The 14,168-nt window shown below is 34.5% G+C and carries 13 protein-coding genes and 1 tRNA gene; 3 read left to right on the forward strand and 11 right to left on the reverse strand.

Annotation, left to right across the window (positions count from 1 at the left end):
• Positions 1–3: 3 nt before the first annotated feature.
• Entirely contained in the window at positions 4–1,344 is a 1,341-nt protein-coding gene (locus MKO06_RS04340; RefSeq protein ID WP_241549435.1) for a glucuronyl esterase domain-containing protein, read from the forward strand.
• Between the two features lie 375 nt (positions 1,345–1,719).
• Here MKO06_RS04340 and MKO06_RS04345 read toward each other — a convergent pair whose 3' ends face one another.
• The 11 genes from MKO06_RS04345 to MKO06_RS04395 form a co-directional block, all read right to left on the reverse strand.
• Positions 1,720–2,181, reverse strand: a complete 462-nt coding sequence (locus tag MKO06_RS04345) for a hypothetical protein (RefSeq protein ID WP_241549436.1) — start codon at positions 2,179–2,181, stop codon at positions 1,720–1,722.
• A gap of 588 nt (positions 2,182–2,769) precedes the next feature.
• Positions 2,770–3,717, reverse strand: a complete 948-nt coding sequence (locus MKO06_RS04350; RefSeq protein ID WP_241549437.1) for a hypothetical protein — start codon at positions 3,715–3,717, stop codon at positions 2,770–2,772.
• Positions 3,711–3,998: a MerR family transcriptional regulator gene (locus MKO06_RS04355; protein ID WP_241549438.1), complete on the reverse strand. Its 288-nt coding sequence runs from the start codon at positions 3,996–3,998 to the stop codon at positions 3,711–3,713. Before MKO06_RS04355 ends, MKO06_RS04350 begins: the two co-directional genes overlap by 7 nt.
• Before the next feature lie 279 nt (positions 3,999–4,277).
• Entirely contained in the window at positions 4,278–5,846 is a 1,569-nt protein-coding gene (locus tag MKO06_RS04360; protein ID WP_241549439.1) for a DndE family protein, read from the reverse strand.
• Entirely contained in the window at positions 5,818–7,914 is a 2,097-nt protein-coding gene (gene dndD / locus MKO06_RS04365; RefSeq protein WP_241549440.1) for a DNA sulfur modification protein DndD, read from the reverse strand. The genes MKO06_RS04360 and dndD overlap by 29 nt, the downstream gene beginning before the upstream one ends.
• A complete protein-coding gene (gene dndC, locus MKO06_RS04370) occupies positions 7,911–9,239 on the reverse strand; it encodes a DNA phosphorothioation system sulfurtransferase DndC (RefSeq protein ID WP_241549441.1) in 1,329 nt (442 codons plus the stop codon). Before dndC ends, dndD begins: the two co-directional genes overlap by 4 nt.
• A gap of 66 nt (positions 9,240–9,305) precedes the next feature.
• Entirely contained in the window at positions 9,306–9,743 is a 438-nt protein-coding gene (locus tag MKO06_RS04375; RefSeq protein ID WP_241549442.1) for a TM2 domain-containing protein, read from the reverse strand.
• Positions 9,740–10,237 carry a hypothetical protein gene (locus MKO06_RS04380; RefSeq protein ID WP_241549443.1) on the reverse strand — a complete coding sequence of 166 codons (498 nt, stop codon included), beginning with the start codon at positions 10,235–10,237 and terminating at the stop codon, positions 9,740–9,742. The genes MKO06_RS04375 and MKO06_RS04380 overlap by 4 nt, the downstream gene beginning before the upstream one ends.
• Positions 10,238–10,477: 240 nt before the next feature.
• Positions 10,478–11,659 carry a site-specific integrase gene (locus tag MKO06_RS04385; protein ID WP_241549444.1) on the reverse strand — a complete coding sequence of 394 codons (1,182 nt, stop codon included), beginning with the start codon at positions 11,657–11,659 and terminating at the stop codon, positions 10,478–10,480.
• 316 nt (positions 11,660–11,975) lie between these two features.
• Positions 11,976–12,047, reverse strand: a tRNA-Arg gene (locus tag MKO06_RS04390).
• A gap of 101 nt (positions 12,048–12,148) precedes the next feature.
• A complete protein-coding gene (locus tag MKO06_RS04395) occupies positions 12,149–12,907 on the reverse strand; it encodes a DUF1206 domain-containing protein (protein ID WP_241549445.1) in 759 nt (252 codons plus the stop codon).
• A gap of 199 nt (positions 12,908–13,106) precedes the next feature.
• On the opposite strand from MKO06_RS04395, the gene MKO06_RS04400 reads away from it, so the two are divergent.
• Both MKO06_RS04400 and MKO06_RS04405 read left to right on the forward strand, forming a co-directional pair.
• Entirely contained in the window at positions 13,107–13,412 is a 306-nt protein-coding gene (locus MKO06_RS04400) for a hypothetical protein (protein WP_241549446.1), read from the forward strand.
• Positions 13,413–13,470: 58 nt separating this feature from the next.
• Positions 13,471–14,166 carry a DUF2490 domain-containing protein gene (locus MKO06_RS04405; protein ID WP_241549447.1) on the forward strand — a complete coding sequence of 232 codons (696 nt, stop codon included), beginning with the start codon at positions 13,471–13,473 and terminating at the stop codon, positions 14,164–14,166.
• Positions 14,167–14,168 lie beyond the last annotated feature (2 nt).

Here is a 14,168-nt window from a genome sequence, read left to right on the forward strand (position 1 = left end):
ATCATGTTTCTGAAAAATCCTTACTGGCAGATAATCCTATTTCTGAGCTTTCCATTCTTGATGAAGGCCCAGGTTTCCCAGGCTTACCGGGATAGCATCAACAAACTCTCCTGGGAAGACCACCGGTTAATGCTTGACAAGCTTGATATCGATTCGCTGAGACCGGGTCCGTCTGGAGATCCTTCGGCTCCTAATGCAGCGAATTCTGACGAGGCCAAAGTGAAACCCTTAATTGATCTTCCAGATCCCCTCCAATTTGATAAGGGAGATACAGTAGCAAACAAGCCTGGCTGGGAAAAAAGAAGAAAGGAGATCATAGCGCATTTCAACAGGGAAATGTACGGGAAGGTTCCAGGAAATGTACCTGAGGTTAGCTGGAAGATAATTTCAGAAAAGGACTCGATCCTTGGAACCTTTCCGGTCACCATCCAAAAACTCAAAGGAATTGTAGACAATTCTTCGTATCCCGAAATTGAGGTGGCAATCGACCTAAGCCTGACCATCCCAAAAAATCAGGATAAGCCAGTTCCCGTTATCCTTAAATTTGACTGGATATGGCCAGGAATGCCACAGAAAAAAGAAGTAGAAGAGTGGAAGAAATTATTATTGAAGGAAAATTGGGGATTTGCCAGTCTGATTCCTACAAGTTACCAGGCAGATAATGGGGCTGGTTTGCGAAGGGGAATCATAGGCCTTACCAATAAAGGAGAACCAAGAGAACAACATGATTGGGGAAGCCTTAGAGCCTGGGCCTGGGGTGCTAGCGAGGTTCTAAATTATTTTGAGAACATACCGGAAGTGGATGCCTCCCGGGTCATCATTGAAGGATTATCTCGTTATGGCAAGGCAGCTATGGTGACTATGGCTTACGATGAGAGGTTTGCAGGTGGCTTTATAGGCTCTTCAGGTGCAGGCGGGGCCAAGATTCTCAGGAGAAATTTTGGAGAACAGGTAGAAAATCTTGCTTCGAGCGCTGAGTATCACTGGTTCTCACCGAGCTTTATAAAATATGCCGGCCCTTTAAGCGTAAACGACCTTTCGATTGATGGTCATCATTTAGTTGCGTTAGCTGCACCAAGACCTGTTTTTATCAGTACAGGCAACCCCGAGGTAGAAGGCAACTGGGTGGATGCCAGGGGCATGTTCCTGGCCGGAAAATATGCCAGTCCGGTTTATGAACTATTGGGATATAAAGGTCTGGTTGGAGGGGAGTATCCTGGAGTTGGTTCGTTTTTGAACGAGGGTCGGATTGCCTTCAGAGCACATGAGGGCGGGCATACAGTGGAACCAAACTGGCCTTATTTCATAGATTTCATTAAGCCTTTTTTAGAAAAAGACAATTGATCATTCGGGATTTATATTGGAAAAATAAAAGCCAAACGCTGTCTTCCTATAGATGAACAGGGTTTGGCTTTTTTGATACTAATCTTGTAGCCTCACCAGGGCTAAAACTTATAACCTACCCACAAATAAAACCAACACTTAAGCATGGGCTAAAATAAAAAGGGCTTGTATAAGGGCTAAAAACATTGAACGATTATGAATAATTCACTGAATAGACAGAAAGCTTAAAACATATAAATTTCAAAAAATATATAGCATATCGCTTTATTTCTTAAAAATTAAAACAATAACTTTCCATATAGGAGTTCTCCAAAATGTATAGATTGATCTAGGTAACTGAAAAATAAGGTATTTAAAAACTCTCCAATTAACTAACTAATCTCCTTCGCTTAAGGAAAAACTTCCATCCCCGTTAAAATTAGAAAGAGTAATAGTAACTGACCAAATTCCGGAGGTTCCACTCTGAGTTACACCAGAAAATGAATCAGGTTCTACATCGCCACGTAAAGTTTTATTTAAAACAACATTTCCATCTGCATCTTTAACTTCCATTTCAAATATCCCGGTACTAGAAGACGTAATATCAGCATTATAATCTGCAGAATTTAACGAATTTTGCCATAAAAAAGTTCTTTCAGCACTTCCTCCATTACCAGTGAAATCACCATCCACATCACCGAAAAAATCATCTCCATCATCAAAAAGAACCGTTCCATTAACAGTTAATTCCACAGATTGAGTTGAACTATCATCCTCAGAACTACAACTAACATTAAATGCAAGAAAAGTCGCAAATAAAATAAATAAAGCAGGCTTAAAAAATTTGATTTTTAACATAAATAAGATTTTAAGAGTTAGAGCTAAAACGTTATGTATTAGACAATATTACAAATTTTTATATATTAATAGCTTAATCTGGATAAATGCAATCAGTAAAACAGCGCATATCTCAAATATCGAGTAGTTTAGTGAAAGGATTAATTCAAAAACCATTTAAAAATTAATATGCCGACATATCCGAATCTAATTTTCCGCGACTTGTTTTAGCACGACCGTTCCACAATTTACAATGTTAATTAATAGAATATTTACTCCCACGGATCCTATTTTATTTTTATTAAATCGGATGTAAATTGACTTAGAAATACTTGATAAGCGGTTAGTTAATTTAAGTGGTTCTAATGAGCTTTTTTATTCTTGGCCCAGCTACGTGTTTCTTATTAACTAAAGTGGCTTAAAAACCACATTAATACAGGGCGTAATACAAGTAAGACCGCTTTCCTGGACCTACTTGTATACACCTGTATTTACTTGTTTCGGAATTCAACATCATTACTTGTATTTTTTCGCCTGTAATTATATAGGCTCTTTAGTTATCTAACCTTTACAGTTAATAACTTATCTATATTATAATTAGGAAGGCACCTATTTCAGAAAACCAGCTTTTGAAAGTATCCTACTATTAATTTCTGTTATCACGTATTGCTTATCAGAACTTTTGTGAGAGTGAAATATTTCATAAATTTTCTTTCGATTATAGCTTCTTTTCGGTTTATGTAATGACCTCGAATTAACCCAAAGAATAACCTCGTCCAAACCGGTATTTTTAATCCCCTTATACATTAGAATTTTTTCGAATTCAGTTAAGGTTTTTGGAAATTGAGTAAAATCTAAATCTGAAGAAAATAAATCAACTTTTTCGATATCTGTCAAAATTATACTGCAAAGCTCATCTAATAATAAATCCCAGTTTTTATAAATATCGAAAGGACGTTTCAAGTAACTGAATTTAGTAGCAGAAATAGATCTTAACTCCAATTCTAACCTCATAAAAAGAAGACATTTATTAAGTTTATCTGCTATTTTCCGTTTAGCTATTTTTGGTAATAGTTGCTTTCCTTTATCATAACATTTGAAGGTCAATTTTGTGCCAAGGAATTTTACCGTTTCCTTTTCTACTATCATCCTTTTAAGTTTTCCATATCTTTTCAAACTAGGAATAAATAAATCATGTTCCCGTTTTAACCTTACATTAAAACCAAGCTCTACTTTCTTTATATTACCTGCCATAATAGCTCGAATAGAAATTCCTGTAATCTTCGAAATCTCCTTTGCAACCTCGAAGAATTGTCTTCTATTCAAATCTTGGGATAATGATCCTTTTAATCCAAAATACCACCGCCTCCAACTGCCTTTTATATAGCAATATGGAGTTCTATTATCGGCTACTAATTCTAAGTTTTCTCCATTGCAAGGATTAGTTATTAAAAATTTACGTTTATCCTTACCAATATGGATTAGGGGTTCATTATAGTCAAAGAAGTTCCTTTCTCTAGCTGGCCAATGTATTTCCAATTTCATATTATCTACCATGACCTTCTATTTTTTAAAAATTCCACAAAATCTCCTTTTCTAACCGTAATTTTCCCTTTGTAACCATTCTGAAGAACTTTTAAGCCTTTTATTCGATAACGGTTAAAAGTACTCCTGCTAACCCCAAATTCTTTCTGAATTTCATCCACGGTTAAGTAAGCATCCATCCCTTTTTGAGCTTCAATTCGCTCGAAAAATTCTCTTTGACGTTTTTCCATACGGATGATACGTTTAATCACTAAAATTTTAAGTCTCTGAGAATCTGATTTTTTTGTACTCATTTTAAAACATTTATTGTTACTATTATTTTCAGTAACTAAACCAAATGTTAAAACTCGATGAACGGCATAGTTTTTTAGAGGTGGATATTAACAATTTAAAATTATAATGGCGCTTACATTAATTCTACAAGGGGATAAGCCTGTTAATAACTTTTTTATCCTCCGTAAGTTTTTTCCTACACTTAATTGAAGGATAAAAGATAAAATAAAAAAGCGCCCAAATTGAGCGCTAATTTTTATAATGTAAATAACAAACAAATCTAAATTGTGTTTTTGTATTTACTTAGTATTAAAAATTTGGGCAAATTCATATTCAGGAATATTGGATATAGCTTGCCTCGGTTTTATTTCCTCCATCGCCCTATTTACTTTAGTACGTTGTTTCTCTCCAGCACCCAAAAATTTACTAATAGCTTTCCAATTATTCCCATCTTTAATGGACATTAAAAATGCAGATTGACACATCGATGAAAAATCAAATTCAGGCTGATTAAACTCTTCTATGCCTTGAGAAACTAGCATCACCGCTACACCCTGTGACCTTATCTCTCTGAGTAGTTTTTCAAGGATTTCCTGAGATTTTTTCTCTTTAAATACATTATGAGCCTCATCGATAAGTAAAACGTATCTAAGAGCACTGTGATCTTTCTCCACAGCAACCTTATCCATATTCATAAAAGTGTTATATAAATAGTATATAACCAGAAAAGTTGCCGTAAAACGAACCTCCTTACTCAATTCCCCGGATAAACTGAAATAGTAATTCTGATTTATGAAATCACCATTTTTTTGACTATCGAATAATTCAATTTCGGTAAGCCCAATCAAAATTTGAGTTAAGCTTGAAGGTTTGTCTCCCGCAATTTCATATACATTATCTAGTACCTCTCGCAGCGTTGGAAAAGTACCGTCTTTATGATTTTCAAATGCAGCAATGGTTGCATCTTTTAAATTTTGCTTTTGGACATTCCCTAAATTTGCATATTTAGAAATAATGTCAACAAATCTTCCAATTCCTACGATTTTATTTCTTTCGTTAACATTATCTATAAAGGAAAGTGGATTTACTGGAAAAGAGTTTTGAGGAGTATCAATCAATTGAGCGCCTGTGATATTGAAGAAGCTATTAAAATCGCTATTATCCTTATCTCCTTCATTTAACCCTTTAAAATCTAAATATAAAAAGTTAACCTTACCGTTACTCTCCTGAACAATTCTTTCTAAAATTTTTCTAGAAAAATAAGACTTTCCTGTTCCAGAGTTTCCTGCAACCGCAATATGGCAGTTATTATACTTTGAAGTATCATTAGGAGTAAAATAAATTTCTTCATCATTCGATTCCCCCACTAATATTTTAAGTGGCTCAGAATATCCTTCCTTATCCTCAATGTAAAAATTATTATTTCTGGAGAATTCAAACTTATTTTCGAGATCCTCCATTCCCTCAATTCCCAATTCAATATTATCAAGCAAAAATTCGAATCCAGAAAAATTGGAATTTTCTTCAAAAAAAGTATTAATTAATTCCAGCCCATGATCTAAATGCATTTTTAAATACTTTCTAACCTCCGAGCTATCCTTATGTAGGTTATACTTCTGGCATACTAAAGCCACGTAATAGTTTCGGTAGTTTCCAAACAAAGTGTGATCCTTATATTCTTTTCCACCAAAAGATTTCAAATCCTTATTTAAATCCAGCTCTTCTGATTTATTCAAGGAATATGCTATCGCAATCCTTGATATATGATTTTCTGTACCTAACCCTAATTTATTAGTTAAAGTTTTTACGTAAGGTTCAAATTCCGGAGCAGTACTAATATTAAATTGCATCAGCTTTTTCTTTTTCAAAAACATCAAATAATTCTGTAACAGGCTCTACATGCTTAAAGGAGCTTTTTTCATTACTATGATTATTGATAAGATATGTTTTACTAATTTTTGGCGTAAGAATTTCAAATTCTTCTTTGGACATTTCCTTCTTAAGCAACGGGAATATTATAACTTGATCTGATACCTCAGGATAAAAATACTTCACGATACTCGATGAATGATCTACATCGAACTTTTGCATAGGTGAATCTATAAAAACAGGAAAATCAATATTGGACTCTTCCACAAGTCCTTTTAGTAAGGCTGTGGCGTACAATTGTTGCTCACCTTTAGAAAGAGAGTCCTTATTGATTATCTTCCCTCTTGAATCAATAAGATTTATCTCAATATTCTCACCCACTATTTCAACATTAACATCTTGTATAAAACTCTTCTTATGAAGAAGCAAATCTAAACCTTCCTTAATTTTCTTAGAAAGGGATTGTTTTTTCTCAATTTTGAAATCGGCAATAAACTTTTTCAGATATTGAATTGATTTTTCTACTTCCTGGCTAATTTTCAATTTATCTGAAGATACTTCCAATTTATCAGAAATCCGCTTTATTTCTTTATTAGCCTGGTTGATATTATTTTTATTATCCTCAATATCTCCTGTTAACGCACCAATTTCTCGGAGCTTAGTATCATATTGTAACTCCAAATCTGCTTTTCGCTCACGGTCAGCTTTAACTAAAGCATCTTCGGCTTTTTCTTCAGCTAATTTAATTTTTTTCGAAATATCATTTAGCTCATTCTTCGCTCTAACAAATTCTGTATTAATTCGGTTGAAGTTTTCCTTAAATGATAACTTAATATTATTTATAAATTGATCTAATTCCGCCTTCTCTGATTCCGAAAAATTGTGAATAATCTTAATTTCTTCAGAGGAATTTTGACCATTACTAAGGTGCTTTTTAAGCAAACCTTTCAGAGCTTCAACATAAAAATTCTGAACTTTATAATTAATAACTAAATCTTCCGGTTTAGGTACCGAAATCAAATCATTAATTACTTCATCGGTAAGTGAATCTATTTTTTCGGAATCAAATTTTTGATGAATCTGTTCTCTCTCCTTAACAACTTGCCCGAAAACTTTAGTTAATAATCTTCCAGATATTGCAAATGGAATGAACTCATAATGTGCTTTAAGTTCGTTATTCAGACTACTAACGGTTTCATCTAATTCTTCTCTTCGTTCTTTTAACTCATTTAGCTCCTTTAAGGTTATAAGACTACCTTGTTTAATTAGTTTTTCTTGAAGTTGATTGATTTCAAATTTAAGCCCTCCAGCTTCTTCTTCTAGCTCTTTTATGTCGTCCTCGAATTCTTTGATCTTATCCTTTGCATTATCAACTTTAACCTCTAATTCCTTTAGCGTTCTTTTCTCTTCAGCATTCGCAGTCTCGCTTTTTAGTTTGGTTAAATAACTTCCTAAATCATCCTTAAGGTTTTCGTATTGCTTAATTCCTAAAACTTCTGAATAAGCTCGGCTTAATTTTAACCTTTCTTCGGCAGTATGAATCTCTGCCAACGAAACAATTTTTTCTGCATCAAAGAAGAAAAACTTAGCTATTTCTTTGGGCATTATGAAATCCCTTATAAAGATTTCTTTCCCAACTTCCTCGGCTAGTTCACTTTCGTAGTTATCAATTAAAATTTCGAGATCTTCATCCTTATTCCCTTCAGTGTAATAGGTTCTAGTAACCTTTAATTCTTTACAGGTCACGTCAGGAATATTTACATTTTCAAAAGTTATTGAAACCGAAAATTTGGTTTCACCTTCATGTCCGGAAAGACGATTTAGGCTATTTTTAATATACTGCCGATAATTGCCGTTGTTTTCAATTTCCTTCTTGTAAATATCATCAACATCACTCATTTGTCTACCATATAAACACCAAACGAGAGACATTAAAAAAGTGGTTTTACCATAACCGTTCTTACCACTGATAATGACAATATTTTTATCTTCCGAAACAGATAAATCTATGAGATTTTCCCCCTTATAAATTCGGAAGTTATTTAATTCAATATTCTTTATAATCATGAGGCTGAAATATGCTTTTTATAAAGGTTTTCAATATCCTCAGTTAGACCTCTTCTTCTCATCATAATAACCTTAGATTTCTCTAGTTTTATTAAATCTTGAATAAGTTTAAATTGAGATTTGTCTCCTTCGCATGAGGATAATAGTAGTTCCTCCTCCTTTTGGATTGATCGGTTATGGTCCTTCATATCAAGGGTTTTATTAAAAACTTTATTGTAAATATCGGAAACTTTATAGTCAAAAAACAAATCTCTATACCAGGTTACTTGAATTGCGATTAATTCTTGATTATTAATCAGTTCAATAGAATGTCCTAATTCATTTATTTCCTTCTGAGCTAAAAATATCCTTTCCAGTATTTCAGCACGATGCTTAAATTTCACTACTCCGCCATTGGGAGTTGCAGCCTTATTACCGTTACGTCTAAAATCAGACCTATTCTCAGGTTTATTCCTTTCATCTTGAATCCAATTTCGCAAGTCTCTTAATGGAATCAACCAATCATTACCATTCTCAATCTGAGCAGAAATTGATTTATCCTTATTAACAACCGTACATGTCCAACAGCCGAATCTACTTTGTCCGCAAGATTTATGTGATTTATTCGCAACCATTGTAGGACACTCATAATCATCTGCACTTGCATCTGAGTAAATTGTAAATAATTCAGAGTTATCTGCTCCCCAAGGAGATTTAAATGTATTAATTATATACCAAACCTCTTCTAACTCTAAGTCTTTAATAGGAGAATAAACAAAAACATTTTTTTGAAGTGGATGCTTAGTCAACCTTTTTCCTTTTACTTCATGTTTCTTAATTGACTTAGCCCTGCTAGCACTTTCAGCCCTTCTAGTTCCTACTAGAATTATTGCCTCATCTTCTGGACTTAAAGTTTCTTCAATAAATCTAGAAGTCGGTTTAATTTTCAGCCTTTCAGTACACCATCGGAAAGAATTATTAGGTGCAGGGTAACCTTTTCCTATTAAGTTTACCCAAAATGAATCTTCTAATCTTGGTTTAGTCGTTCTTACTTTGACAGGCAGAGAATGTTTCAAAGCCGCTTTCTCAATTTTTTCCAAAACCCCATAAACATAATTCGTTATTATAGGATTTTCCACGAGAGTGTCATTACAAACAACGTAAATCTCTCTTTTCAAGAATTCGTCTCCGAAATGTTTTTTTACTTTGAGAAGATTTAACCAAACTAAGGTTAATAATACGGTGCTATCTTTTCCACCACTAAATCCAATTATCCAGGGGCGATTATCATCTTTTATAAGGTATTGGTCAACTAATTCGTTAACCACATGATCAGCTTTTTTCATACGTTGTAAAATACGCACTTATTAAAGCCAAAATCAAGCGGTTTTAAACCAAATATTCAGTATTTTTTAACAACTTCGATTAGGCTTTTTTCTATAAAGTTCATTAATAGTCAGACCGGAGCTTACACTTCTAAAAGCATTGCTATTAGAAGTGTTAGTAAGTGTCTTTTGAGTTGTTTGAGGATTTTCCTTAATTAGAAATGAATATTGATTAATAATCTTAAGTGCAAGTTCTTCATTATACTCTTTGACCAATTTCGGAATTCTAAACAAGTCAATTACCCACCAAATAAGGAAGCCCCAGAAAGTAATCCAACATAAAACTTGTATTCCCCATTTTTTGAGATAGGCATAATGCCACCCTAACACTATTAGCAATAAATAAGCTGTTCCTACGGACTTTTTTTTGGTTCTATACTCATTTATATATTGCTTTTGATATTCTGGCTTTAAACCATCTAATTTCTTTTGAACGAGATAAGGCAAATCTTCAGAATTTATCATAAGGGTAATTTTTGAGAAATACTTATTTGGAAACCTCCTTGCTCTTTAAATTCTTCATAAAATTCATTTTCCGTATTGAAATCCTGAGTTATAAAGTACCTATCATATCCATCATCATATTTCCTATAATCTTTATTTGAATTTTCAGTTTCGTACGGCAATAACTCCGCAGTAAAAACCTCTTTAATCCGTGGATTATTAGAAATAAGTATAGTATTCACATATTTAAAACCTTTATCAAAATAAGCCACTACCGTCCGCTTTAAAATTTGCTTTTCATTATCCTGGTCGTAAATAAATTTTTGAATAGATCGTGCAACTCCATCCTCAATTTCTTCAGTAGGACGTATTGGTTCCCATCCATCATATCTTGTAGCCTCAATTAATTCGCCGGCATTAAATTTTGATAAGGCTTTCAATATATCCAGATTATTTACTTGAGCTTGGACAGTATTACAGAATATAAAAATTAATAGTAGTAGTTCTTTTCTCATTATTGTGCTTTTTGGTCATACATAATTTTGGAAATAAAAAAAGCGTGGAACTGAATCCTACGCCCTTAAAGTACCGCCAAGCACTCATCCGACAAATAGGAACAGCCCACGCCGTAGCGTGAGCGTTCAACTATTACAACTGTCGGTATTCTAAAAATTGGCGGTTTTTAAGGGACAAGTAAAAGCTAACGCTTCTCTATACTATGTACTTCTTTCGTTTATTTCATGGGCTAAATATACTTAATTTTGAAATGAAACAGTTTTCATAATATTACCTAATATCTCATCATTAGAGTTTACATATCTACTCGTCATTCTGACGTCGGAATGTCCCATTACATGAGCAATGTGAAAAGGTGTAACTTTATTTAGGGCTAAAATAGTTCCAAAGGTATGCCTCGCAGAATGGAAGGTGAGAACCTTATTTATTTCAGCCATTCCTGCAATATCCTTCAGGTCTCTATTTAATGTAGCATTCGCTCTGTGCGGAAATACTTTACCCTGTAAACCTTTCATTTTATAGAATTTCAAAAGTCTTTTAGCTTCTGGAAGTAATGGAGTACTCACCAATTTTTTAGTTTTTTGTTGAACCTTTTTTATATGATCATCTTTAATGTGTTTCCACTCTAACTCCATGATATCCCCATATCGCAAGCCAGTATAACATCCAAATAAATATAAGTCTCGACTAAATTCTAAACCATTGGTTTTTTTACCACATTCTAAATCCGCGTTTTTAAATTTTCTGATTTCCTTTGGCGTTAAAAAAACGTCCTTTTCATTTTCTGGAAACCGTTTAATTTGCTTACAATAATTCTTCCTAATTAAATCCTTTTTCACGAACTCCTCTAACACGGTTATAAGGTTCTTTCTCCTAGTTGCCAACCCACTGTTTCCCGTTTCCTTTTCGACTTTTACCCAATGAAAAAAATCTGATATAAAACTATAATTCATATCATTCAAAGTTAAAACTTTCATTTTCCGATAATCCCTATATTCTTTCAATTGGGTTTTTAATAGCTCATAAGGTTTTTTAGTCGTCTCCGCTATATTGGGGAATTTCTTTTCTAAGAAATCATCATAGTGGGTGAAGAAATCATCATATTTAAGATCTTTTTCATAGTAAAAGTTCCTAACTTCTTCTTTAGTAATTGTACGGTTTTTAAGGTTGGATTCGAGTACAAACTTTTCCACTTTAGCCACCTCCTTATTTAATTCGCTTTCTACAAGTGAGCTATTTTTACAGTTACTCGTAGGTTTCCTTTTCTTTACATTCCACTCATCAGCTTTTAATCGTTTACCCTTGATATTCATTCTAAAAGTTTCACCATTTAATGTCACCAATAAATTGAGCGGATGCCTTCCGTCTTTTAATTTTTTATCCTTTCTGATAATTACATGTACTAAATAACGATTTTCCATAATTAAGATTTTTTTAACATTTTTAAAGGTCTATTTTTTACAAAGATTTTCAAAGCAAAGCTCCTGAATATTAGACTTTTGACCTAAAAAAGTTACATACAACCAAGCGGGTAAATAAGTTCTACATTTGTATTCTCCCAGAAACCTATTGGAGAGGAAAAAGAAATCAAAATTTAGGGTTCAAGAATAATAGGGCTTGAAAAAGGGCTAATAAATTTGATATATAGTGGATAAAGGTGGTTAGCCAATAAATTGAAAAACCCCCTGAAATAGGAGGTTTTATAGTTCATGATAGTTCATCATGTATCACAAATTGTAGCCTCACCAGGAATCGAACCTGGATCTAAAGTTTAGGAAACTTCTATTCTATCCATTGAACTATGAGGCCCTAATCTGGGTCCAAAAGTAAAGTTTTAAATGATTTTTTTAAAATACAGATGCAAAAAAAAGCGGGGATAATTCCCCGCTTTTAAAATATTTTGAAGCTTTCTATCGCACGCTAATGGATGGATATTTAGCTTTGATGAACATATAAACCCCGTAAGCCACTAAGCCCAGGGCCACAAGGCCAAGTACAATAGACCCGAATTCATTCTGAATATAACTAAAGGCATCGGTTTGCTTTCCTATCCCATTACCACCGGCAAAACCTGACTTCAGGGTGAGATAAGCCATAATACCAATAACGATACCACGAGCAGTATGTCCAACCTTTCCAGATTTGATAAGCAATTCCTGGGCTTTTTGGTCCATTCCGGCTTCCTGTACCTCTTCGCGGAACTTTTCAGAATAGGCCCGGTAAATATCGTAGATCGCTTTAATGGCCATTCCTATACCTACAATAATAGCGATGGTATCTCCATTAGAACCACCCATTATGGATCCCATCATTCCTCCGCCACTTCCAGATCCACCTCCAAAAGCGAGCTTAAATGAATAAAAAGCCAGGGCACCATAGATAAGGCCACTAATAAAAAAGGCTACTCTCTTTGCAGCTCCATTATTCCCTGGATTCTGAAAAACCTGGTAAAAGCGCCAGAAGACATAACCTAATAATCCCAATCCCATTAAAGTTAAAAGGATCTGACCGTAAGACTGGCCGGCGATGTACTGAAGGGCACCTTTGCTGCCGGTTTGCTGCCCGCCTTCGCCAAAGGCCGATAATGCTGTAAGTACTCCAATTATTGAATAAACTGCTCCTTTGGCGATCATCCCAAAGCGTGCAAAATTCTCTTTTTTAGAAGCCATATGTTTGATTTTTGATTAGTTAGATTTTAAATTTAAAGTATGTAAATCAATTCTTTTGGAATATTTAGAAAATATTAAGTTCGTATGAGAAGTTATAACGTAGATTTAAGCCTTTTAGACTCTTTTTCGAGTTTATTAAACTGAAATCACCAATTTGATACTTCAAAATTCGATAACGAATAATCAAAAAAATTAAACCATGAGATATTTTTCAGCTTCTATTATTGCAATTATTTTACTGTTTAGCCAGGGATGTGGCCCGGGCAATAACTCGCAGGCTGAAGGCAGTGAATATACCGGGATAATTGAGGCCTCCGGGATCACCAGTTATCAGTATGGCACTCATACCTTACGAACCGAAAATGACTTCTATGCCTTGAAAAGTGATTCAATAGACCTGAGCATTTACGAAGGTGAGAGGGTAACAGTTCAAGCAAATACAATTAATGGATATCCTGTAGATGGCGGGCCAGTTTACCTGAACGTAACCGAGGTAAGGGATTAGAATATCTGCCTGCGTTCGTGATTTAATGAAGCAAAATCTATATTTGCCAAAAAAGAACATGAAAAAAGCAATTATTCTTGCTGGCTTCCTCAGCCTTTTTATCTCCAACACGGCCCAATCCCAAATTGATGAAGACCAAACCGGTGCCTGGTATATGTACTTCTGGAATACCAGTTTTGGTGAAAGCCAATGGGGATTACAGGGAGATGCGCAATACCGTAACTGGAACCTGGGAGGAGACCTTGAACAATTGTTGCTACGCGGTGGTCTAACCTATTCACCCAAAAATGCCAATATTAAATTCACTTTGGGTTATGCAAATATCACCACAGGCGAATTTGGTGATGGCAATGAAACAGTAAGCGAAAACAGGATATACCAGGAAGCCCTGCTTCCGCACAAATTAACCGACCGGTTTTACCTTACCCACCGTTTTAGATATGAACAACGCTGGGTCGAAGACCAGGATTTTAGAACACGCTATCGTTATAATTTGTTTCTGAATGTACCTTTCAACCAGAAAAATCTTGGCAAAGGAGCCGTTTACCTGGCTTTATACAATGAAATTTTTATCAATGGTGAACGTGAGATCGGCGATGGCCGGGAGGTTGAACTATTTGATCGCAACCGGTTCTATTCAGCATTGGGCTATGCTATTAAAGATAACCTGAAGGTACAGGCTGGCTATATGACCCAGACCACCGATGCGTGGACTAAAGGACAGATCCAGTTAAGCCTTCATCATTCTTTCTAGAA

Source organism: Christiangramia oceanisediminis, from assembly GCF_022570735.2.
Lineage (GTDB): Bacteria > Bacteroidota > Bacteroidia > Flavobacteriales > Flavobacteriaceae > Christiangramia > Christiangramia oceanisediminis.